We start from the raw sequence: 20,958 nt of genomic DNA, 5'->3' as shown, positions 1-20,958 counted from the left end.
ACGCCGGCAAACCACCCAAACTCGTCAACGTCGCCGTCATGCGAAAGCTCATCGAGGCTGCAAACCTCGTCCTGAAACGCCAAACACCATGGCAATCAGAAATGCAAACGACATAGTTGCTTCTCCCGCGAGGGGAGAAGGAGGAGGTCAACGCTCAATGGAAACTCCCTCTCCCCTTGCGGGAGAGGGTGGCGCGCATGCGCCGGGTGAGGGGGCGGCCCGAAGGGCCAAACCCAAAACCTACTCCACCACCGCCAGCAAATCCTTGGCATCGACCTGCGTTCCGGCCTTTACCGCCAGCCGCTTCACCGTGCCCGCCTGCGCGGCCGTGATCGAGGTTTCCATCTTCATGGCCTCTAGCGTCATCAGCACATCGCCGGCCTTCACCGTCTGACCCTCACTGGCGACCAGGGTCGCGATCAGGCCGGGCATGGGGGCGGGGACATGGGCCGGGTTGGCGGCGTCGGCCTTTTCATTCGCCTCCACCGTTGATGCCACGGAGCGGTCATCGACGCGGATCACGCGCGGCTGGCCATTGAGTTCAAAGAAGACCTCGCGGCAGCCCTGATCATCGGCCTCGCCGATCGTCATCAGACGGATATTCAGCGTCTTGCCCTTGTCGATATCGACGGAGATCTCGCCGCCTGGCTCCATGCCGTAGAAGAAGACTGGCGTGGGCAGCTTGTCGACGCGGCCATATTGCGCGCGGTGCTTTTCGTAATCGGCGAAGACCTTGGGATACATCACCGCCGAGGCGACATCATTCTCGTTCACGTCGCGTCCGGCATGGCCCTTGATCGTCTCGCGCACGGCGTCGAAATCGGTCGGCGGCAGATGCTTGCCCGGCCGGTCGGTGGAGGCTTTTTCACCTTTCAGCGCCTTGGCCTGGAGGTCTTTCGGCCAGCCGCCCGGCGGTTGACCCAGATCGCCCCGCAACAAGCCGATCACACTGTCCGGGAAGGTGATGTCCGTGTCCGGGTCGAGCACATCCTCCACACTCAGCCCGGAGGAGACCATGTAGAGCGCCATGTCGCCGACGACCTTGGAGGAGGGCGTCACCTTCACGATATCGCCGAACATCTGGTTGACGTCCGCATACATCTTGGCGACCGCGTGCCAGCGTTCCGCCAGCCCGACGGCGCGGGCCTGTTCCTTCAGATTGGTGAACTGGCCGCCCGGCATTTCGTGCAGATAGACCTCCGACGCGCCGGAGCGCAGGTCGGATTCAAACGCGGCATACTGGGTGCGGACGTCTTCCCAATAATCCGAGAAGCGCCGGATCGTGGCCGGCGAGAGCCCGCTGTCGCGCGTCGTGTCGCCCAGTGCTGTGACGATCGAGCCCAGATTGGCCTGGGAGGTCAGTCCGGAGAAACTGTCCATCGCCGCATCCACCGCATCGGCGCCCGCTTCGCAGGCGGCCAATACGGTCGCAGCCGCAATGCCGGACGTGTCGTGCGTGTGATAATGAATCGGCAGGCCGGTCTCGTCCTTGAGCGCCTTGACGAGGGTGCGGATCTGCGCCGGTCGGGCCAGACCGGCCATGTCCTTGATACCCAGAATGTGCGCCCCGGCCCCCTTCAGCTCGCGCGCCAGTTCCAGATAATAGTCCAGCTGGTATTTCGGCCGGTCCGGATTGCCCAGATCGCCGGTGTAGCAGATCGCTGCCTCGCAGAGCCGGTCCGTCTTGAGGACGCTCTCCATGGCGACCTTCATGTTCTCCGCCCAGTTCAGACTGTCGAAGACGCGGAACACATCAATTCCGGTCTCCGCCGCCTGATGGACGAAATGGTCCACGGCATTGTCCGGGTAATTCGTGTAGCCGACCGCATTGGAGGCCCGCAGCAGCATTTGCAGCATCACATTGGGCACGCGCTCGCGCAGATCGGCCAGCCGGTCCCAGCTGTCCTCCTTCAGGAAGCGCAGGGCGACGTCGAAGGTCGCCCCGCCCCAGCACTCGATCGAGAAGAGGTCGTGCAGGTGTTCCGCATAGGCATCCGCCACCGCGACCATGTCGAAGGAGCGCATGCGGGTGGCCAGCAGGGACTGGTGCGCATCGCGCATCGTCGTGTCGGTGATCAGGACGCGGTTCTGGTCCAGCATCCAGTCGCGCAGGCCTTCCGGCCCGTGCTGGTCGAGGATCTGTTTCGTGCCCTCCTGCAGGGCGGCCCCGGACACGGCCGGCGGCACCGGGGTGGGCGCATGGGCGGGCGGTTTCGGCCGGCCCTTCACCTCCGGATTCCCGTTCACCGAGACGTCGGCGATATAGGTCAGGAGCCGGGTCGCCCGGTCGCGCCGTTTGGGGAAATCAAAGAGTTCCGGCGTCGTGTCGATGAAGCGCGTCGTGATGTCGCCGGAGACGAAGTCCGGGTGATTGATGACGTTTTCCAGGAAGGCGATATTGGTCGACACGCCGCGGATTCGGAATTCGCGCAGCGCCCGGTCCATCCGGCGCACGGCCTCTTCCGGCGTTGCCGCCCAGGCCGTCACCTTTTCCAGCAGGCTGTCGAAATAGCGGGTGATCACCGCGCCGGAATAGGCGGTGCCGCCATCCAGGCGGATGCCGAACCCGGTGGCGCCGCGATAGGCGGTGATGCGGCCATAATCCGGGGTGAAACTGTTCTGCGGGTCTTCCGTGGTGACCCGGCATTGCAGGGCATGGCCGTGCAGTTTGATGTCGTCCTGGACGGGCACACCGGTCTCTGTCTCAACGCTGATATGGCCGCCGCGGGCGATCTGGATCTGGGCGCGGACGATATCGATCCCGGTGACTTCCTCGGTCACCGTATGCTCCACCTGGACACGCGGATTGACCTCGATGAAGTAGAATTTCCGCGTCTCCGCATCGAGCAGGAATTCCACCGTGCCCGCGCCGCAATAACCCGCATGCCGGGTCAGGCGCAGGGCCGCCTCGCAGATCGCTTCGCGGGTCTCGGCATCCATGTCCGGGGCCGGCGCGCGTTCGACCACTTTCTGGTTCCGCCGCTGCACCGTGCAGTCGCGCTCATAGAGATGCACCAGATTGCCATGGCTGTCGCCGAGGATCTGGACCTCGATATGCCGCGCCTTGCGGATCAGTTTTTCCAGATAGACCTCGCCATTGCCGAAGGCGCTTTCCGCCTCGCGTCGGCCGGCCTCGACCTGGTTCTTCAGCTCGTCCTCGTTTTCCACCACGCGCATGCCGCGGCCGCCACCGCCCCAGCTCGCCTTCAGCATCAGCGGATAGCCGACCTCACCGGCCAGTTTCGCCCAGTCGGCCGGATCCTCCGAGAGCGGGCCCGTGGCCGGCACGACCGGCACTTCGGCGTCCACGGCCATATTGCGCGCGGCGACCTTGTTGCCGAGGGATTTCATGACATCGGGGGAGGGGCCGACAAAAGTCAGGCCTGCCGCGGCACAAGCCTCGGCGAAATCCGGGTTTTCCGACAGGAAGCCATAACCGGGATGGATCAGGGTCGCGCCGCACTTCTTGGCGATGGCGATGATGCCGTCGATATCCAGATAGGCTTTCACCGGACCCAGTCCGGCACCGACCCGGTAACTCTCATCCGCCTTGAACCGGTGCAGCGCCAGCTTGTCCTCTTCGGCATAGATGGCGACGGTTTTCAGCCCCAGCTCCGTGGCCGCCCGCATGATGCGGATGGCGATTTCGGAGCGGTTGGCGACAAGCAGTTTTTCGGGCGTCTGGCGGTCGGGCAAGGCGAACCTCTTCTCGGCGGCGTCAGGAATGATGGAAATGATACCGATACCATGAAACGCGGTTTGGGGCGTCATGGGAAGCGAATTATTGCGATTGCGAACAGCCGGGACGGGGTGTTGCTAGAGGCCGGCAGGAAACGGGTTCATCCGCTAACGCCTTGTATATCAAGAAATAGACCCGATCCCAAATTCCCGATTGACAAAACGCCGCCGCCAATAGGTAATGTATATGTTACATGTTTGCGGTGAGGCGGCGATGACCCCGGACTCGATGGATGCGGTGTTTCAGGCCCTGGGCAATGCCCAGCGCCGGCGCATGCTCGATTTCGTGATGAACCATCCCGGCTGTTCCGTGGGCGAGGTGGCGGCCGGTTTCGATGTCAGCCGCATTGCCGTGATGCGGCACCTGACCGTGCTGGAAGAGGCGGGTCTGCTGATCTCGCAGAAACGCGGCCGGGTCCGCCATCTCTACATGAATGTCGTGCCGATCCAGATGATCCATGACCGCTGGTCCAGCGAGTATTCCGCCCTGTGGGCCGGCAAGCTGCTGGACATCAAATACAGGGCCGAACAGCGCGCCGCCGAGACCGGTGCCGCCGCGCCGGAACCGGCATCCGTGACACCGATCCAGGCATCCAAAAGGGGGACAAAAACATGAATACGGCGACGCAAGCTGCACCAACCGGCGAGGTGAGGACCTCCATTTACCGGGTCATCATCCAGGCCTCGATCGAAACCGTCTGGTCCGAACTGGTCCGCACGGACCGGCCCTCGCCCTTCTTCTTCGGCGGCCAGTACGATACGCCGGGACTGGAAAGCGGGGCGCCCTTTGCCATGCGCAGTCCGGACGGCAAGTACACGATGGCCATTGGTGAAGTGCTCGAATTCTCGCCGCCGCACCGCTATGCGCACACCTTCCGCTTCACCACGTCCGATGACCCGGCCTCGGTGGTTCGTTACGAGCTGGAAGAGGTTGAGGGCGGCACGCAATTCACCTTGATAAATGAACACGCGGCCAGTGATCCGGTCACGAATTCCGAGAAGCAGATGGCCCAGGGTGCCAAATTCATCTGCGAAAACCTCAAGGCCGTCGTGGAGACCGGAAAGGCGACGTTCGGCGGCCGCATGATGCTTTTCATGTTCTCGCTGATGGCCCCGATGACACCCAAGGCGGCCAAATCGGAAAACTGGCCGCTTGACCGGATCAAGGGGCAATAGGGGAGATCAACATGGCCAAATCACCGGAAGAGATGCGCGACAGCATGGTCGCCAACATGCCGGAAAAGACCGGCAAACCGCTGCAGGACTGGATCACCATCATCCAGGCCAGCGGGCTGGAAAAGCATGGCGAGATGATCAAGCTGCTCAAGACCGAGCACGGCATGACCCATGGTTTTGCCAATCTTGTCGCCCATGAGGCCCGCAATGGCGTGATTTCCGCACCGGCCGCCGAGGGCGACCTGGTCGCGGCCCAGTATGCCGGCGGAAAGGCGGCGCTGAAGCCGATCCATGATGCCCTGATTGACGCCGTCCAGGGCTTTGGCAGCGATGTCGAGCTGGCGCCCAAGAAGGCCTATGTCTCCCTTCGCCGGGCCAAGCAGTTCGGCCTCATCCAGCCGTCCACCAAGACCCGCGTCGATGTCGGCATCAATCTCAAGGGCCATGAACCGCGGGGCCGGCTGGAAGCGTCCGGCTCCTTCAACGCCATGGTCAGCCATCGCGTGAAACTGGCCTCGGTGGACGAGGTGGACGCGGAGCTGATCGCCTGGCTCAAGGCGGCCTATGACGCGGCCGGCTAGGGGGGCGGCCGGGTCCTGGCAGGGTTGTGCGCGTCCGGGATCATTAATCATGCAACTGCGCAAGTTTTGCGCTCTGGCACTGGACTCTTTGAAAAACCGTCGCCATCTTGTCATTTGAAACACAGGAGAACCGGCATGCGCCAGCGCGCCAAAGCCATTGCGATTGCCAAGCGGATTGACGAGGACCGGGCCGAGCGCGCGCGTCTCCTCATGACGGCCGGTCTCATTACCATTTCGATCATTATTGGAGCCGCCCTGCTGGGAGCGCTGCCGACACCCGTTTGACATCCACCAGGATGACCGCACGGAAAACAGGCCTCGCTCCAAAAGGAGCGGGGCTTTTTCGTGTGCGGTCATACCGGAGACCCGCATGCCCCATACTGCGTTGAAAACCGAAACTCCGTTCGCTCCGGATCTCACCGGCGCCTTCGCCTTTGTTGAATCCCTCCACGCACAGGGCATGGGCGGGATTCTCAATTCGCCCTGCTTGCCATCACCGGCCCTGTCCAAGGCGCTGGATTGCGAGGTCGTGGTCAAGCTGGAAAATCTCCAGGCCACCGGCTCCTTCAAGGAGCGCGGCGCCTTTGCCCGCCTGTCCGCCCTGACGGAGGAGGAGCGCAAGCGCGGTGTCGTGGCAGCCTCGGCCGGCAATCACGCCCAGGGCGTGGCACGCCATGCCGTGGCCATGGGCATCAAGGCGACCATCGTGATGCCGGAAGGCACGCCGATGGTGAAAGTGCACCAGACCAGGGCCCTGGGGGCCGAGGTCGACATCGTCGGCGCCGATTTCGATGCGGCCAAAGCGCATGCCGCCTCTCTCAGCGAGGCGACCGGTGCGGTCTTCGTCCATCCCTTCGATGATCCGGTCGTGCTGGCCGGGCAGGGCACGCTGGCGATGGAAATGCTGGCCCAATATCCCGATCTGGACACGCTCGTCCTGCCGATCGGCGGGGGTGGCCTGGCGGCCGGTTGCGGCCTGGCGGCCCGACGCATCAATCCGGAAATCGAACTGGTCGGCGTCCAGTCCGACCTCTTTCCCTCCTTCGCCAATCTCTATCACGGGACAAACCGGCCGATCGGCGGCTTCACCCTGGCCGAGGGCATCGCCGTGCGCGATCCGGGCGAGGCGACCCGCGCCATCCTCATGGATCTGCTGGATGAGGTCCTGCTGGTTGATGAGCGCCAGATCGAGCGCGCGCTCAACCTTTTCATCTCCCATCTTCGCGTCCTGCCCGAGGGCGCCGGTGCAGCGGGGCTCGCCGGTCTTCTGGCGGATCCGGACCGGTTCCGCGGCAAGAAGGTTGGTCTCGTCCTCACCGGCGGCAATGTCGACACCCGCCTCCTGTCCTCGCTCCTCCTGCGCGATCTGGCCCGCTCACGCCGTCTGGCGCGCCTGCGCATCGAATTGGTCGATGTGCCCGGCCAGCTCTCAAAGGTCTCCGAGGTGATCTCCCGCGCCGAGGGTAATGTCACCGATGTGGCCTATCACAAGACCTTCTCGGACCTGCCCGCCAAGGTGACCTATATCGACATCTCCCTGGAGGCGCAGGACGCCGCCCATATGGACCGGATCGAGGCCGCACTGCGCGAGGCGGGTTTCCGGGTCGAGCCGGCAGGATATTGATCATGGCCGTGCTCGAAACGGCGGCTGCTGACGGCCGCGCCGATTATTCCCGGAGACAGCCCGACATGATCGTCCGCCACGCCACACCGCTGGATGTTCCCGCCATCGAGGCCCTGGTCGAACACTCGATTGCCGCGCTTCTGCCCGCCGATCTCGACGACGCCGAAGTCGCGGCCTCGCGCCACATCATGGGCGTGGATCGCGAGCTCGTCGGGGATGGCACCTATCTCACCGTCTGGTCCGGTGACACGCTGGTTGCCTGTGGCGGCTGGTCCCGCCGGGCCACCCTGTTCGGTGGCGATGCCACCGCCGGCCGCAATTCCCGTCCGCTCGATCCGAAGACGGAACCGGCCCGCGTGCGCGCCATGTACACCCATCCCGACTTCACCCGTCAGGGCCTCGGCCGGCTCATCCTCACCCGCTGTGAAGCCGAAGCCGCCGCCGCCGGCTTCACCACCGTCGAACTCGCCGCCACCCGCTCCGGCGCCCACCTCTACAAGGCCGCCGGCTACGAACCGGTGGAGGACTGGTATGAACCGACACCGGATGGTGTGGGCGTGCCCCTGACCCGCATGCGGAAATCGGTGGGGTAGGGGGATATGGCGAAAGCGCGACGCGCTTTCTGGTCTTTGCAAGTCACCCACTCCACCGCTTCGCGGTCCCCCTCGCCCATCAAGGGCGAGGAGGGCGGGTGCGATCTGCATCACGCTGCAACCGGCCCCATTGTGCTTGGATCAGGGCATGAGGAGCCCGCTGACATCCCAAGCCAAAGCATTGCGTCGTCGGCTGACCAAGCACGAAGCCAAGGTCTGGCTTCATCTTCGTGAATGGCGCTCGTCCGGGATCAAGTTCCGGCGGCAAGTCCCGCTGGGTCCCTTTATCGTCGATTTTGCCTGCTTCCATCCCAAACTGATTGTGGAGATCGATGGAGGCCAACACACGCTCGATGGTCATGCACGACGCGATGCACAGCGCGATGCGTGGCTGAAAAGCCAGGGCTTCACCGTCTTTCGTGCCTGGAACCACGAAGTCCACAACGACATCTCCGCCGTGATGGACGGGATCATGACACTGATCGAGGACATGACAGGCCCTCCTTCCCCTTGATGGGGAAGGTGCCCGCGAAGCGGGCGGAAGGGGTGAAACGCGAAGCGTTCCGATGCCAACTCGGTCAGGATTGCGCCCCCTCAAGGCGCCCCACGCACGCCACCCAGCCAGGCCTCCCAGTCCGCCTCCAGCGCGTCGACACTGCCGGGCAACCCATGCGCCGCTCCCGCGTCGGCAAGCCATTCATCCAGCGTTTGGCCCGATTGCAGGGCCTGGGTCAGGGGGATCAGGGGCGCACGGCCGGCGCGGTCGGTCAGATAATCCAGAAATCCGCGAGCCTGGATGTAGTAGCTCGACGGGTCGGTCGCGGCACCATTGAGGAGGCGTTCGGCGTCTTCCCCGCTCAGACGGATCACCCGGGCCTGTCCTTCACCGATCTCGCCTTGATGCTGTTCCGCGGCCGCGGCGGCCAGAACGGCCAGTGGGTGGGGCATGGCGAGAAAGTCCGACAGGGGCGGATAGGGACCGCGTTGCGGATCGCGCAGCGCGGCCCGGCGCTGGTCCAGCAAGTCGCCGGTTTCCATCGCGACCCCGGCGATCTCGTCCAGCCAGTCCGGGGCCGGGCCACCATAGTGCGACTCCGTGCCGGCCTCTGCCGTCCAGAAGGTCCGGATATACCAGAGATGACCCAGTTCATGGGCAATGGCAGCCGTATCGAGAGCGATGTCACGCGGGGTGGGCTCCTCCGGGGCCGGCAGGGCCCGGGCCACCAGCGCATCGATCCGGTCGTCCGGCAGGTCGGGCAGCTGGCCGGCGACCTGGGCTCGGATGCGCTCGGCAAGCTGGGCCCGTTCCTCGGCCGGATCCAGCCAGGGCAGCACCACGGAATACCCCTCATGAATCAGTCTCGGCGCCAGTTCGGCCCGGGCGGTATTGCCCTGGACGATGGCGACTCGCTGCTGCGGTGCGGATCCGTAGTGGACGCTGAACTGGGACCGGGCTGTTTCAATGGCGGTCGCGAACCTGTGTGCGGTTTCCACATCCCGGGCTACGGCAATTCCGGCCTCTGTCTCCACACATTCATACGCCCCGTGGTCCGGAGCACTCAATGCCAGCAGGGCGCTGGCCAGGGCTTCACACGCAAACATTCAATCATCCTGGATTTGTCGGATCAGGCGCGTAGCGCCGATGCTGCGGCATAGGAAACAACCCGCCGGATTTCCAAACCAATGTCGTGACCAGCCAGAATTTGCCACGAACAACCTGCACAGCCCCGCTTGGCATCCCATCGTCACACACGCATGCTAGGCGCACGTGCAATCAGGCTCACCGGAGCCTGGTGCGTGTCCTGACGGGAGATGAGACATGAAATTCTTCGTAGATACCGCCGACATCGTCGATATCCGTGAACTGGACGAAGCGGGCCTCGTGGATGGTGTGACCACCAACCCGTCCCTGATCGCCAAATCGGGCCGCGATTTCATTGAGGTGACGAAGGAAATCTGTGCGCTCGTCTCCGGCCCGGTCAGCGCCGAGGTCACCGCGCTCGACGCCCCCACCATGCTGGAAGAGGGCCGCAAACTGGCCGCCCTGGCCGACAATGTCGTGGTGAAACTGCCCCTGACGTTTGAAGGCCTGAAAGCCTGCCAGGGACTCACCGCTGACGGCATCAAGACCAATGTCACCCTGTGCTTCTCGGCCAATCAGGGCCTGCTCGCCGCCAAGGCCGGGGCCACCTATATCTCGCCCTTCATCGGCCGACTGGACGATCTCGGCGTCGACGGGATGGAGTTGATCGAGAATTTGCGGATCATCTACGACAATTACGGCTTCGAGACGCAGATCCTCGCCGCCTCGATCCGTTCCGCCGACCATGTCCAGCAATGCGCCCTGGCCGGTGCCGATGTCGCCACCGTGCCGCCCTCCGTGCTCAAGGGCCTGGTCAAGCACAAGCTCACCGATGCCGGCCTGGAAGCCTTCATGGCCGATTGGGAAAAGACCGGCCAGAGCATTCTCTGACCGGTCTCGTCATCCTCTAATTCTGCACGTAGAGCGCCGCCTTGGCCGGGACCTCGCCCTTGATCAGGGCGTCATAGGTTTCCTGGCAGCCGTCGGCGCCCGGATAGGCCTGAAAGTCGAACAGGTTTGAAGCCGCGTTGGCGAAATTCGTCCAGGCGCTTTTGTAGACCCGGTCAAACTCGTCCTGGCCCCATTCCTTGATCAGCGTGCGGGCCGCATCCGGCGCAAAGAAGAATTGCGGTTTGGGCGGCGGCAAATCCTTGGGCGGGGCACTGTTTTCCCAGTGCGCTCCGCCGACGCGGATATTCGCCTCCAGCTGGCCGGCCAGTGTTTCGTGCAGGGCCTTGTTGAGTTTCGAGTCGCCCGCGAAATCCACGATCACAGCGCCGTCCATTCCGGTCAGCCCGTCCAGGTCATCATAGGTCGTCACCCCGTCATAGAGGTCCAGGCCTTTGACGAAGTCCGCATTGCGGGGCGAGGTCAGGGCGTGGGCCGGCTTGCCGGCGGCCTTGAGCAGGAAGGCGAGGGCGATCGCCGTCTTGGAGGAGGCACTGGTCAGCAGGACCGGGCCGTCCGCCTTGTCGCGCAGGTGGAAGTCCAGCAGAAAAGCCGTGATGAAGAGCGGCTGCAGCACCATCTGCGCCGGCTCCATCGCCTGCGACCAGGCCGGATCCGCGGCGCAGCGGGTATAGGTGTTGTAGGCGGGCGCCAGTTCGGCCCGGTGTTCGGCCATGTCGAAGAATCGCTGATCCTCGATCCGGCCCGGTTTGACGATGAGTTCGGACCCGGCCGGGAAATAGCCATAGATCCGCTCGCCGACCGACAGGCCCTCGACCGTGTTTTCCACAATTTCCGCGAACCCCCAGACCGGGAGCCGGCCGCGGCCATCCTCACCCGGGAAGAAATCCCAGTACCGCATCGCATGACCGAAGGCCGCATAGGTGATGTTATTGGCCGTCAGGGCAAAGCGATCCACGCGCAGGCGGGTCTCGCCATCCTGCAGCGGGGTTTCATTAAATTGCGCGATCTTGGCGTCATTGATCGACGTCTTGTCGATGGACAGGGACCAACCCATTCTTTCCTCCCATATTTTTATACGTGTGTGCGGGAAGGGGGACGTTTGTTCAAGTGGTGACATGCGACCGGTCGTGTGCTCCACTGCCCGTCAAGGATGTGGCGCAGAACCCTTTCGTCGCACGCGACAAATTGCCATAGAGTTTTTGCGGAATTCTGCGCTACACCGGGGCCAATAACAGCCATCCGGGGGCGCAAATGACGATCGCTCAAGGGCTTCGTCGGGCCGGGAACGATCCCAGCACGGCAGCCGTCTTTCTCATCACAATTCTTGGGGCTTTGTGGTCGCTCTTCGCGGCTGCCTATGCACCCGACGCCGCCATGCGGGGTCAGTCCTGGCTGATCCTGGGCGGTTTCCTGACCGGCATCATCATGCTCGTCGGCACCATGGCCGGCGGTGGCGTGATCAATGACGAGCGGGAATACAATGAAAACCTGATCAAGGCCGGCGTCATCGCCACCATGTTCTGGGGCATTGCCGGCTTGCTGGTCGGGGTGATCATCGCCCTGCAGCTGGCCTTCCCGGTGCTCAATATCGAGGCTTTCGGCTTCACCAATTTCGGCCGTCTGCGCCCGCTGCACACCTCGGCGGTGATCTTCGCCTTTGGCGGTAACGCCTTGCTGGCCACCTCCTTCTACGTGGTCCAGCGCACTTGCCGCACCCGGATTGCCGGCGGGATCTGGCCCTGGTTCGTGTTCTGGGGATACCAGTTCTTCATCGTCATCGCGGCCTCCGGCTATATCATCGGCATCACCCAGTCGAAGGAATATGCCGAGCCGGAATGGTATGCTGATATCTGGCTGACCCTGGTCTGGGTCGTCTATCTCCTCGTCTTCCTGGGCACGCTCTGGAAGCGCAAGGAGCCGCATATCTATGTGGCGAACTGGTTCTACCTGGCCTTCATCGTGACCATTGCCGTCCTGCACGTGGTCAACAATCTGGCCATGCCGGTCGATTTCTTCGGTTCGCGCAGCTACTCGCTGTTCGCCGGGGTGCAGGATGCGCTGACGCAGTGGTGGTACGGCCACAATGCGGTGGGCTTCTTCCTGACGGCCGGCTTCCTGGGGATCATGTACTACTTCATCCCCAAACGCGTGCAACGTCCGGTCTATTCCTACCGCCTGTCGATCATCCACTTCTGGTCGCTGATCTTCATCTATATCTGGGCCGGTCCGCACCACCTGCACTACACGGCCCTGCCGGAATGGGCGCAGACGCTGGGCATGACCTTCTCGATCATGCTGTGGATGCCGTCCTGGGGCGGGATGATCAACGGCCTGATGACCCTGTCGGGGGCGTGGGACAAGCTGCGCACCGACCCGGTCGTGCGGATGCTGGTCCTCTCGGTCGCCTTCTACGGCATGTCGACCTTTGAAGGTCCCGTCATGTCGATCCGCGCCGTGAACGCGCTCTCGCACTATACCGACTGGACCATTGGTCACGTGCACTCCGGTGCCCTGGGCTGGGTCGGCTTCATCTCCTTCGGTGCCATGTACTGCCTGGTTCCCTGGCTGTGGAAGCGCAAGGGCATGCACTCCAAGGCGCTGGTCGACTGGCACTTCTGGATCGCGACCTTCGGCATCCTGCTCTACATCACCTCGATGTGGGTCGCCGGGATCATGCAGGGTCTGATGTGGCGGGCCTATAACGAGCTCGGCTTCCTGGAATTCTCCTTCGTGGAGACCGTGGAAGCGATGCACATCCAGTACATCATCCGGGCCGTCGGTGGTCTGCTCTACCTCGGTGGGGCGCTGATCATGGCCTACAATGTCTACCGCACCATCAAGGGCGACGTGACTGAGGAAGACGAGAATGTCGTGCCTCAAACCGCCGCCATTCCGGCACAGTAAGGGAGCGTCTGATGGCACAGTCTAAAAGCCGCTGGAGCAAGCTCCACAACAAGCTGTTCGAGCAGAACTCCCTGATCCTCACGGTTGGCGTCCTCGTCACCGTGTCGATCGGCGGGATCGTCGAGATCGCACCGCTCTTCTATCTGGACTCCACGATCGAGGAAGTGGAGGGCGTGCGCCCCTACACCCCGCTCGAGCAGATCGGCCGCGACATCTACATCCGTGAGGGCTGCTATAACTGCCACTCGCAGATGGTCCGCCCGCTGCGCGACGAGGTCGAGCGCTACGGCCACTACTCGCTTGCGGCCGAGAGCATGTATGATCACCCCTTCCAGTGGGGCTCCAAACGGACGGGGCCGGACCTCGCCCGCGTCGGGGGCAAGTATTCGGACGAATGGCACCGTGACCACCTGACCAATCCTCAGTCCGTGGTGCCGGAATCCATCATGCCGGACTATCCCTTCCTGGCCGAGAGCGAGCTCGATTTCGAGAATGTCGCCGCCAATCTCCGGGCCCTGCGCCGGGTGGGCGTGCCTTACTCGGACGAGATGATCGAGATGGCCGTGTCCGACGTGACCACCCAGCTCGACCCGTACGCCATGGATTATGACGGCTTCCAGGAACGCTATCCGGACGCCCTCATGCGGGACTTCGACGGCGACCCGTCGCGGGTCACAGAGATGGACGCGCTGGTGGCCTATCTCCAGGTGCTCGGCACCATGGTGGACTTCTCCACCTATGAAGCCGAAGCCGACGAAAATCTGAGGTAGGGCGATGTACGAGACACTCTCCACCTTCGCCCAGACCGGGGGGCTCCTGATCTTCATGATCCTGTTTGCGGGTGTGCTGGCCTATGCGCTCTGGCCCCGCAACCAGGCGAAGTTCGACGCCGCGGCGAATGCGCCCCTCACGGAATCCGATGCACCGGAAACGTCCGGACAGAATGAGGACGAAATCCATGTCCGATAATGAGCACGACGTCGAACACGACGCCCACTCGGGCACCCAGACCACGGGCCACACCTGGGACGGGATCAAGGAACTCGACACGCCCCTGCCGCGCTGGTGGCTGTGGATCTTCTACGCGACCTGCGCTTGGGCGGTGGTCTACTGGGTCCTGATGCCGGCCTGGCCGGCCCTGCCGGGCCTGGCGGGTGAAACCGACCACACCCGCGGTCTGCGTGATCACTCCGAACGCGCCAATGTCGCGGCTGCGGTGGAAGAGCTCCAGGCCCAGCGGGCCAGTGGCTTTGCCGCTCTGGAAGGCGCCTCGATCGATCAGATCGAGAATGATCCCCAACTGCTCGGCTTTGTCCGCGCGGCCGGTGAATCGGCCTTCGGCGATAATTGCGCCACTTGTCACGGGGCCGGGGCCCAAGGCTTCGTGGGCTATCCCAACCTGAATGACGATGTCTGGCTGTGGGGCGGCTCCTATGACGAAATCCGCACCACGATCCGCTTCGGCATTCGCGCCGAGCATCCCGACACGCACTTCTCGCAAATGCCGTCCTTCGGCCGCGATGAATTGTTGAGCCGCAGCGAGATTGCCGATGTCGCCGACTATGTCCTCTCCCTGTCGGGTCATGAGGCTTCGGCCGAGGCGCTGGAGAATGGTGAGACCATTTACCAGGCCCAGTGTGCCAGCTGCCACATGCCGGACGGGACAGGTGACCGCCTGCAGGGGGCTCCGAACCTGACGGACCGTGACTGGCTGTATGGCGGTGAGCGGTCGCAGGTGATCGATGTCATTTATCGCGGCCCCTACGGCGTCATGCCGGCCTGGGAAGGCCGTCTGGACGATGCCACGATCGATGCCCTGGCTGCCTATGTCTATCTGCTGGGCGGCGGTGAAGCGGAGACTGCGACCAACGGTCCCACGGGGCGCTAGGTCGCATCGTCTGCAAGCTGGAGACACGTTAGAGCGTCGTCATGAGCGAACAACAAAAACACGCCATGGCGGCGCCTGGCATCCGGCAATCCAAGGCCGAGGCTGTCAACGCCGCGGATACGCGCGAACTCTACAAGAAGCGCGAGCAAATCTACCCCAAGCTGGCGCACGGCAAGTTCCGGTCCCTGAAATGGCTGGTCATGGCCGTGACCCTGGGCATCTACTATCTCGTGCCCTTCCTGCGCTGGGACCGCGGTCCTGACGCGCCGGACCAGGCGGTCCTGGTCGATTTCGCCGGCCGCCGTTTCTACTTCTTCTTCATCGAGATCTGGCCGCAGGAAGTCTATTACATTACCGGCCTGCTCATTCTGGCGGCCCTGGCCCTGTTTCTCGCCACGGCGCTGTTCGGCCGGGTCTGGTGTGGCTATGCCTGCCCGCAGACCGTCTGGACCGACCTCTTCATCTGGGTCGAGCGCCTGTTCGAGGGCGACCGCAATGCCCGCATGCGCCTGGACAAGGCGAAATGGTCTTTCAACAAGGCCTGGCGGAAGCTCGGCAAGCACACGGTCTGGCTCCTGATCGCCCTGGCCACGGGCGGGGCGTGGATTCTCTATTTCCACGATGCCTATGACACGCTGGCCAATTTCTTCACCGGCCAGGCAGAACCGTCCTCCTATCTGTTCGCCGGTGTCCTGACCTTCACCACCTATACGCTGGCCGGCACCATGCGTGAGCAGGTGTGCACCTATATGTGCCCGTGGCCGCGCATCCAGGCGGCAATGACGGACCGTGAAGCCCTCAATGTCACCTATCGCTTCGACCGGGGCGAGCCGCGCGGCGCGCACAAGAAGTCGGAAAGCTGGGAGGGCCGGGGCGATTGCATCGACTGCAAGCAATGCGTCGCGGTCTGCCCGATGGGCGTGGATATCCGCGAGGGCTCGCAGCTGGAATGCATCCAGTGCGCCCTGTGCATCGATGCCTGCGACGACATCATGAAGAAGGTCGGACGTCCGACAGGGCTCATCACCTACGAGACCGATGACAATGTCGACCGGTTCGAACGGGGCGAGAAGCCGCGCTACCGCTTCTTCCGCGCCCGCACCATGGTCTATGCCGTGGCCTTCGTACTCGTTGCCGCCGTCATGCTCGCCGGCCTGGTCACCCGGACGACGCTCGAGCTCAATTCCCAGCGCGACCGCAATCCCAACTATGTCATCCTGTCCGACGGATCGGTGCGCAATGGCTACACGCTCAAAGTGGTCAACAAGGCCAATGAGCCGCGCATCATGGACCTGGCCGTGGAAGGGGATCCGTCCATCCAGGTGCGGGTGCTCGGTGCGCCGGAAGAGGATCCGATGCGGCTGGACATCGATGCCGACCGGACCCGGGACTTTGTGCTATACTTGACGCTTCCCGCTGATGCGATCGAAGGGCCGCGCGAGGAATTGCGGTTCCGCGTGACGGATCGCACCACCGGCGAATCGGCGACAACACCCACCATGATCATTACGGGAGCAGGAGAATGAAGGGGTTCTTGAATCCGGTCCGGGGCTGGCATGTCCTGGTGATGATCCTGCTCTTCTTCGGCGTCACGATCGGCGTGAATGCGACCTTCATCACCATGGCGGTGCGCACCCATCCGGGTGAGGACGTGCCGCGTTCCTATTATCAGGGGCTCAATTACAATGAGACGCTCAACCGGCGTCATGCCCAGGCCGAGCTGGGCTGGACGGCCCATGTGAATGTGGTCGACACGCGGCTGCTCGTCGAAGTGCTCGATGCCGCCGGGACGCCCGTCTCCGGTCTGGCCCTTGCCGGCTCGCTCCACCATCCCACCAATACCGACCGGGATTGCGAGCTGGCCTTCCGGGAAGCCCGCACCGGCGTCTATGAAGTGCCGCTGGATTGCGCCGGTTCCGGCAACTGGCATCTGCACGCCGTCAATGAAGGGGACGCCCCCTTCGAGATGGAGCATGAGCTGTGGCTGCCCTAGACACCACGCATCTGGACACCGGCAATTCCGTTGATCCCCAGGCCTTTGTCCGCATCGCGGACGGCCAGTCGCGCCTTGACCTTCTGGTGCGTGGCGCGGTCTGCGCCGGCTGTATCGCCCGCATCGAATCCGGTCTGCGCGAGGATCCCCGGGTCGAGAATGCCCGGCTGAACCTGTCGACCGGCCGCTTGGCCCTGTCCTGGCGTGGCGACCCGGCCCTGGCGGCGGAATATGTCGGGAAGTTGCGCTCCATCGGCTATCCCGCCACGCCCTACGAACCGGAGAGCGAAGCCGACCCGCAAAAGGAAGAGGAGCGCAAACTCCTGCGCGCCATGGCGGTGGCCGGTTTCGCGATGGCCAATGTCATGCTGCTCTCCATTTCCGTCTGGGCAGGCGGAATGGAAATGACCGAGACCATGCAGTCTCTGATGCACCGCATCTCGGCGCTCATCGTCCTGCCCGCCGCGGCCTATGCCGGCCAGCCCTTCTTCCGCTCGGCCTGGACGGCGCTGCGCAATGGCCATGTGAACATGGATGTGCCGATTTCCCTGGCGGTCTTCTTGGCCTGCGGCCTGTCGATCTGGGAAACCTTCATCGGTCACGGCCATACCTATTACGACGCAGCCGTCATGCTGCTCTTCTTCCTGCTGATCGGGCGCTTCCTGGACATGCGTCTGCGGGCCCGGGCCGGAGAGGCGGCGCGCGGGCTGGCGGCGATGCAGGCGGCCACCGCCAATCGCCTGCGCCCGGATGGCCGGGTCGAGGCGATCCCGGCCCGCGAGGTGAAGTCCGGCGACCATCTGGTTCTCGCTGCGGGGGACCGCGTGCCGGTCGATGCCGTCATCATCGAAGGGCAGGGCGCACTGGACGGCTCTCTGGTCACCGGCGAGACCCAGCCCGTGGAAGCGCGGCCCGGGACGGAGATATTCTCCGGCATGCTCAATCTGGATGCCAAACTGGTTCTGGAAGCGACCGCCGACCGCGACAATTCCCTGCTCGCCGAGATCACCCGCATGGTCGAGGCTGGCGAGCAATCGCGCTCGCGCTATGTGAAGCTCGCGGACCGGGCGGCCAAGCTCTATGTCCCCGTGGTCCACACCCTGGCGGCCCTGACCCTGGTCGGCTGGTTCATCATCGGCGGCGAGCCGCGTCCGGCCATCATCAATGCGATTGCGGTTCTGATCATCACCTGTCCCTGTGCGCTGGGACTGGCGGTTCCGGCGGTCCAGGTCGTGGCCTCCGGGCGGCTCTACCGCGAAGGCGTGCTGGTGAAATCCGGTGATGCCATGGAACGCCTGGCCGGGATCGACACGGCCGTGTTCGACAAGACCGGGACGTTGACCGAAGGCCGGCCGCGCCTGATCAATCGTGACGAGATTGCCGAGGACGCCTTCCAGACCGCGGCGCGTCTGGCACGGACCAGCCGCCATCCCCTGTCCCGCGCCGTGGCCGATGCCGCCGGCATGGGCGAGGTGGCGTCTCAGGTGAAAGAGGTCTCCGGCGGCGGTATCGAAGCCGTGGAAGATGGGGTCTCCATCCGTTTCGGCTCGGCCCGCTGGATGGGTATCGAGACCCGTGACGCCGCCTATACGGAAGCCTGGCTTCAGGTGGGTGAAGCCGAGCCGGTCTGTTTCCGATTCCAGGACCAGCTGCGGGCGGATGCCCGGGCGACGATCGAAGCGCTGCATGCACGCGGCTGCCAGATCGAACTCCTGTCCGGCGATCGCAGCGGTCCGGTCGCGGCCATTGCCCGCGAACTGGGACTGGATGACTGGCAGGCCGAGCTGAAGCCCCAGGACAAGATTGCCCGGCTCGAGGCGCTCAAGGCCGAGGGGCGGACCGTTGCCATGATCGGGGACGGGATCAATGACGCGCCGGCCCTGGCGGCGGCCGACGTTTCGATCTCGCTGGCCTCGGCGGCGGAGATATCCCAGGCCGCCGCGGATTTTGTCTTGCAGGCGGACAAGCTGGACAGTGCCGTTGTGGCGCTGGATGTCTCGCGCGGGGCCAAGCGCCGCGTGCTGGAGAATTTCGGCCTCGCCGTCATCTACAACATGATCGCCGTACCGCTCGCCGTGTTCGGCTTCGTGACCCCGCTCGTGGCCGCCATCGCCATGTCGGGCTCGTCCATCCTGGTCACCCTCAATGCCTTGAGACTGTCGCGCTGATGTCTGTTCTGATCTGGCTTATTCCCGTTGCCCTCGGCATGGGCGCGCTCGGCCTTCTGGCTTTCATGTGGAGCCTGAAATCCGGGCAGTTCGATGATCTGGACGGGGCGGCCCATCGCATCCTGATGGATGACGACAAGCCGATCCCGCCTTCAGACGATGAGAATGATCAGGCCGGTGCGGACGCTGACGGCGTGGGCGCAAAGTCCCGGTAGGCGTGCCAGGTCGCCAGGGCGATCCAGGGGAAGGTCACGGCCAGGCCGATCAGGAAGACCACCGATCCTGCCACCACCATGAAGGCGATCAGCCAGGCCCAGGTCAGCATGACGAAAGGCTGGGCGAAGACCGCCTTGAAGCTGGCCACCATCGCCGTCACCGCATCCACATCCTGGTCGATCAGCATGGGGAAGGAGAGGGCGGACATGGCGAAGGCCACGGCAGCCAGGAAGCCGCCGATCAGCGTCCCGACCACGATCAGGGTCAGGCCCGTCGTGTCCGAGATTGCGAATTCCGCGAACGCATCGGGGGTGAGCGGACTGTCCGGGGCGATGGCCACGAGCAGGAATTGTGCGGCCCGCACCCACAGCATCAGGAGCAGGGCGAGCAGGATGCTCAGAAAACCGATCTGCGAAATGCGCGACGGGAAGCGCGAGATGATGACCCGGAAACGCGGCTTCTCGCCCCGTTCGAAAGCCCGCGAGACCTGGTAGATGCCGGTCGCCAGGGCCGGTCCGATCAGGGCGAACCCGCTCAGAAAGACCGGAACCACGGCGGACATGTTCAGCAGGTGCAGCGCCAGGGAGATCAGCCCGCCGGCACCGACGAAGATCAGCCCATAGCTCAGCGCGACCCGCGGGGCGCGGATCAGGTCCGCCCATCCGGCTTTCAGCCAGGCCCAGGGTGCGTCGCGGCGTACGCGCTTCAATTCAACCATGATCTCCTCCACCCTCTTGTTATAGTCCCGACAGCTTTGGCTGTTTTGCGTCATTACGCCACAGTTTTCTTGTGGGAATGTCCGGGCAAAGACAGGGCCTGTTCTCGAGGTGGTCATGACGCCAGCCACATTTTCCGATCTGAGCTTTGTTGGCGGTTTTCTGGCCGGTTTTGCGTCCAGCCTGCACTGCATCGGCATGTGCGGTGGCATCGCCACCAGCCTGACCCTCTCCCTGGGGGGCGCGGATGCCGGCCCCGGCCGCCAGGCGCGCATTCTCCTGCTCGCCCAGCTCGGCCGGATCCTCGCCTATATCATGGCGGGTGGTCTGCTCGCGGCGCTGGGATCCACCGTCTATATCGGGTTCGACCAGACCGGCCTGCATCTTATCCTGCGCTGGGCGGCGGCCGTCGTGCTCGTCTATATCGGCCTGTCGGTCGCCGGTTGGGCGCCGTCGCTGGCCGGGTTTGACCGGGTGGGACACCATATCGTCACCTGGACGCAGAAGCCCTTCGCCGGGGCGCTTTCATCGGCCAGTCCGCTGGTCGCCGGCTTCGTCTGGGGCTTCCTGCCCTGCGGCATGGTCTATGCGATGCTCTTCTACGCGATGCTGACCGGGCATGTGGGGACCGGGATGCTGATCATGGCCGGATTCGGGTTGGGAACGGTTCCGGCGGTAATCCTGTCCGTGTTCGGTTTTGTCCGCCTTTTGGGGCGTCTTCGATCCCCTCGCACGCGCATCATGACCGGTTTGCTGATCATTCTTGTCGCTGTTGCGTCGGCGGCCTTGCCCTGGCGCACCATCGCCGCCCTGTGCGGTATTCCGGTGGATTGAGACCGGGAAACTTGATCGGTGGCCAATTTCCCC

The 20,958-nt window shown here is 63.9% G+C and carries 21 protein-coding genes; 17 read left to right on the top strand and 4 right to left on the bottom strand.

Features of this window, described 5'->3' with window-relative positions; genetic code table 11:
• Positions 1 to 240: 240 nt before the first annotated feature.
• Positions 241 to 3,771 (bottom strand): pyruvate carboxylase, encoded by a 3,531-nt coding sequence (locus tag FCS99_RS03320; protein WP_138510512.1) that lies wholly within the window; start codon positions 3,769 to 3,771, stop codon positions 241 to 243.
• 181 nt (positions 3,772 to 3,952) lie between these two features.
• Between FCS99_RS03320 and FCS99_RS03315 the strand changes: the two genes are divergently transcribed.
• From FCS99_RS03315 to FCS99_RS03290, 7 genes are all read left to right on the top strand, one after another.
• Positions 3,953 to 4,354 (top strand): ArsR/SmtB family transcription factor, encoded by a 402-nt coding sequence (locus FCS99_RS03315; protein ID WP_138510510.1) that lies wholly within the window; start codon positions 3,953 to 3,955, stop codon positions 4,352 to 4,354.
• On the top strand, positions 4,351 to 4,914 hold the full coding sequence (locus FCS99_RS03310; protein ID WP_138510508.1) for an SRPBCC domain-containing protein: 564 nt from the start codon (positions 4,351 to 4,353) through the stop codon (positions 4,912 to 4,914). The genes FCS99_RS03315 and FCS99_RS03310 overlap by 4 nt, the downstream gene beginning before the upstream one ends.
• Before the next feature lie 11 nt (positions 4,915 to 4,925).
• Complete coding sequence (locus FCS99_RS03305; protein WP_138510506.1) at positions 4,926 to 5,495, top strand: DUF4287 domain-containing protein; 570 nt, start codon at positions 4,926 to 4,928, stop codon at positions 5,493 to 5,495.
• Between the two features lie 135 nt (positions 5,496 to 5,630).
• Positions 5,631 to 5,780 carry a hypothetical protein gene (locus FCS99_RS16080; RefSeq protein ID WP_171036219.1) on the top strand — a complete coding sequence of 50 codons (150 nt, stop codon included), beginning with the start codon at positions 5,631 to 5,633 and terminating at the stop codon, positions 5,778 to 5,780.
• An 85-nt stretch (positions 5,781 to 5,865) separates the two neighbouring features.
• The gene (locus FCS99_RS03300; RefSeq protein ID WP_138510504.1) at positions 5,866 to 7,119 is read left to right on the top strand and encodes a threonine ammonia-lyase; all 1,254 of its coding nucleotides are present in this window, start codon (positions 5,866 to 5,868) and stop codon (positions 7,117 to 7,119) included.
• Between the two features lie 2 nt (positions 7,120 to 7,121).
• Complete coding sequence (locus FCS99_RS03295; RefSeq protein ID WP_138510502.1) at positions 7,122 to 7,712, top strand: GNAT family N-acetyltransferase; 591 nt, start codon at positions 7,122 to 7,124, stop codon at positions 7,710 to 7,712.
• 148 nt (positions 7,713 to 7,860) lie between these two features.
• On the top strand, positions 7,861 to 8,226 hold the full coding sequence (locus tag FCS99_RS03290; protein WP_138510500.1) for an endonuclease domain-containing protein: 366 nt from the start codon (positions 7,861 to 7,863) through the stop codon (positions 8,224 to 8,226).
• Between the two features lie 80 nt (positions 8,227 to 8,306).
• Here the strand turns inward: FCS99_RS03290 and FCS99_RS03285 are convergent, their stop codons facing one another.
• Positions 8,307 to 9,314 carry a hypothetical protein gene (locus tag FCS99_RS03285; protein ID WP_138510498.1) on the bottom strand — a complete coding sequence of 336 codons (1,008 nt, stop codon included), beginning with the start codon at positions 9,312 to 9,314 and terminating at the stop codon, positions 8,307 to 8,309.
• A gap of 217 nt (positions 9,315 to 9,531) precedes the next feature.
• On the opposite strand from FCS99_RS03285, the gene fsa reads away from it, so the two are divergent.
• Positions 9,532 to 10,185, top strand: a complete 654-nt coding sequence (fsa, locus tag FCS99_RS03280) for a fructose-6-phosphate aldolase (protein WP_138510496.1) — start codon at positions 9,532 to 9,534, stop codon at positions 10,183 to 10,185.
• 16 nt (positions 10,186 to 10,201) lie between these two features.
• Here fsa and FCS99_RS03275 read toward each other — a convergent pair whose 3' ends face one another.
• Positions 10,202 to 11,260 (bottom strand): DUF2855 family protein, encoded by a 1,059-nt coding sequence (locus FCS99_RS03275; protein WP_138510494.1) that lies wholly within the window; start codon positions 11,258 to 11,260, stop codon positions 10,202 to 10,204.
• Between the two features lie 197 nt (positions 11,261 to 11,457).
• Between FCS99_RS03275 and ccoN the strand changes: the two genes are divergently transcribed.
• Genes ccoN through ccoS form a run of 8 tightly spaced genes read left to right on the top strand, consistent with a single transcriptional unit; the run spans position 11,458 to position 19,374 of the window.
• Positions 11,458 to 13,110: a cytochrome-c oxidase, cbb3-type subunit I gene (gene ccoN, locus FCS99_RS03270; protein WP_138510492.1), complete on the top strand. Its 1,653-nt coding sequence runs from the start codon at positions 11,458 to 11,460 to the stop codon at positions 13,108 to 13,110.
• A gap of 11 nt (positions 13,111 to 13,121) precedes the next feature.
• Positions 13,122 to 13,880, top strand: coding sequence for a cytochrome-c oxidase, cbb3-type subunit II (gene ccoO, locus FCS99_RS03265; protein ID WP_138510490.1), 759 nt, complete (start codon positions 13,122 to 13,124; stop codon positions 13,878 to 13,880).
• 4 nt (positions 13,881 to 13,884) lie between these two features.
• Positions 13,885 to 14,079, top strand: a complete 195-nt coding sequence (locus tag FCS99_RS03260; RefSeq protein ID WP_138510488.1) for a cbb3-type cytochrome c oxidase subunit 3 — start codon at positions 13,885 to 13,887, stop codon at positions 14,077 to 14,079.
• Positions 14,069 to 14,998, top strand: a complete 930-nt coding sequence (ccoP, locus tag FCS99_RS03255) for a cytochrome-c oxidase, cbb3-type subunit III (protein ID WP_138510486.1) — start codon at positions 14,069 to 14,071, stop codon at positions 14,996 to 14,998. Before FCS99_RS03260 ends, ccoP begins: the two co-directional genes overlap by 11 nt.
• Before the next feature lie 41 nt (positions 14,999 to 15,039).
• Positions 15,040 to 16,524, top strand: coding sequence for a cytochrome c oxidase accessory protein CcoG (gene ccoG, locus FCS99_RS03250; protein ID WP_138510484.1), 1,485 nt, complete (start codon positions 15,040 to 15,042; stop codon positions 16,522 to 16,524).
• Positions 16,521 to 16,991 carry a FixH family protein gene (locus tag FCS99_RS03245; RefSeq protein ID WP_138510482.1) on the top strand — a complete coding sequence of 157 codons (471 nt, stop codon included), beginning with the start codon at positions 16,521 to 16,523 and terminating at the stop codon, positions 16,989 to 16,991. The genes ccoG and FCS99_RS03245 overlap by 4 nt, the downstream gene beginning before the upstream one ends.
• Entirely contained in the window at positions 16,979 to 19,159 is a 2,181-nt protein-coding gene (locus FCS99_RS03240) for a heavy metal translocating P-type ATPase (RefSeq protein WP_233352635.1), read from the top strand. Before FCS99_RS03245 ends, FCS99_RS03240 begins: the two co-directional genes overlap by 13 nt.
• The gene (gene ccoS, locus FCS99_RS03235; RefSeq protein ID WP_138510480.1) at positions 19,159 to 19,374 is read left to right on the top strand and encodes a cbb3-type cytochrome oxidase assembly protein CcoS; all 216 of its coding nucleotides are present in this window, start codon (positions 19,159 to 19,161) and stop codon (positions 19,372 to 19,374) included. Before FCS99_RS03240 ends, ccoS begins: the two co-directional genes overlap by 1 nt.
• Here ccoS and FCS99_RS03230 read toward each other — a convergent pair.
• Complete coding sequence (locus FCS99_RS03230; RefSeq protein ID WP_138510478.1) at positions 19,329 to 20,093, bottom strand: DUF2189 domain-containing protein; 765 nt, start codon at positions 20,091 to 20,093, stop codon at positions 19,329 to 19,331. The genes ccoS and FCS99_RS03230 overlap by 46 nt on opposite strands.
• A gap of 115 nt (positions 20,094 to 20,208) precedes the next feature.
• Here FCS99_RS03230 and FCS99_RS03225 point away from each other — a divergent pair, with 115 nt between their 5' ends.
• Positions 20,209 to 20,925 (top strand): sulfite exporter TauE/SafE family protein, encoded by a 717-nt coding sequence (locus FCS99_RS03225; RefSeq protein WP_138510476.1) that lies wholly within the window; start codon positions 20,209 to 20,211, stop codon positions 20,923 to 20,925.
• Positions 20,926 to 20,958 lie beyond the last annotated feature (33 nt).

This window comes from Maricaulis alexandrii (assembly GCF_005871165.1).
Classification (GTDB): Bacteria; Pseudomonadota; Alphaproteobacteria; order Caulobacterales; family Maricaulaceae; genus Maricaulis; species Maricaulis alexandrii.
This window is presented reverse-complemented; position numbering and strand designations above follow the sequence as displayed.

Coding starts and splice junctions, on each gene's coding strand:
- FCS99_RS03305 (WP_138510506.1), top strand. CDS start 4,926: ATGGCCAAATCACCGGAAGAGATGCGCGACAGCATGGTCGCCAACATG.
- FCS99_RS03300 (WP_138510504.1), top strand. CDS start 5,866: ATGCCCCATACTGCGTTGAAAACCGAAACTCCGTTCGCTCCGGATCTC.
- FCS99_RS03225 (WP_138510476.1), top strand. CDS start 20,209: ATGACGCCAGCCACATTTTCCGATCTGAGCTTTGTTGGCGGTTTTCTG.
- FCS99_RS03310 (WP_138510508.1), top strand. CDS start 4,351: ATGAATACGGCGACGCAAGCTGCACCAACCGGCGAGGTGAGGACCTCC.
- FCS99_RS03295 (WP_138510502.1), top strand. CDS start 7,122: ATGGCCGTGCTCGAAACGGCGGCTGCTGACGGCCGCGCCGATTATTCC.
- FCS99_RS16080 (WP_171036219.1), top strand. CDS start 5,631: ATGCGCCAGCGCGCCAAAGCCATTGCGATTGCCAAGCGGATTGACGAG.
- ccoP (WP_138510486.1), top strand. CDS start 14,069: ATGTCCGATAATGAGCACGACGTCGAACACGACGCCCACTCGGGCACC.
- FCS99_RS03275 (WP_138510494.1), bottom strand. CDS start 11,260: ATGGGTTGGTCCCTGTCCATCGACAAGACGTCGATCAATGACGCCAAG.
- ccoN (WP_138510492.1), top strand. CDS start 11,458: ATGACGATCGCTCAAGGGCTTCGTCGGGCCGGGAACGATCCCAGCACG.
- ccoS (WP_138510480.1), top strand. CDS start 19,159: ATGTCTGTTCTGATCTGGCTTATTCCCGTTGCCCTCGGCATGGGCGCG.
- FCS99_RS03320 (WP_138510512.1), bottom strand. CDS start 3,771: ATGACGCCCCAAACCGCGTTTCATGGTATCGGTATCATTTCCATCATT.
- FCS99_RS03315 (WP_138510510.1), top strand. CDS start 3,953: ATGACCCCGGACTCGATGGATGCGGTGTTTCAGGCCCTGGGCAATGCC.
- fsa (WP_138510496.1), top strand. CDS start 9,532: ATGAAATTCTTCGTAGATACCGCCGACATCGTCGATATCCGTGAACTG.
- FCS99_RS03230 (WP_138510478.1), bottom strand. CDS start 20,093: ATGGTTGAATTGAAGCGCGTACGCCGCGACGCACCCTGGGCCTGGCTG.
- FCS99_RS03290 (WP_138510500.1), top strand. CDS start 7,861: ATGAGGAGCCCGCTGACATCCCAAGCCAAAGCATTGCGTCGTCGGCTG.
- FCS99_RS03260 (WP_138510488.1), top strand. CDS start 13,885: ATGTACGAGACACTCTCCACCTTCGCCCAGACCGGGGGGCTCCTGATC.
- ccoO (WP_138510490.1), top strand. CDS start 13,122: ATGGCACAGTCTAAAAGCCGCTGGAGCAAGCTCCACAACAAGCTGTTC.
- ccoG (WP_138510484.1), top strand. CDS start 15,040: ATGAGCGAACAACAAAAACACGCCATGGCGGCGCCTGGCATCCGGCAA.
- FCS99_RS03285 (WP_138510498.1), bottom strand. CDS start 9,314: ATGTTTGCGTGTGAAGCCCTGGCCAGCGCCCTGCTGGCATTGAGTGCT.
- FCS99_RS03245 (WP_138510482.1), top strand. CDS start 16,521: ATGAAGGGGTTCTTGAATCCGGTCCGGGGCTGGCATGTCCTGGTGATG.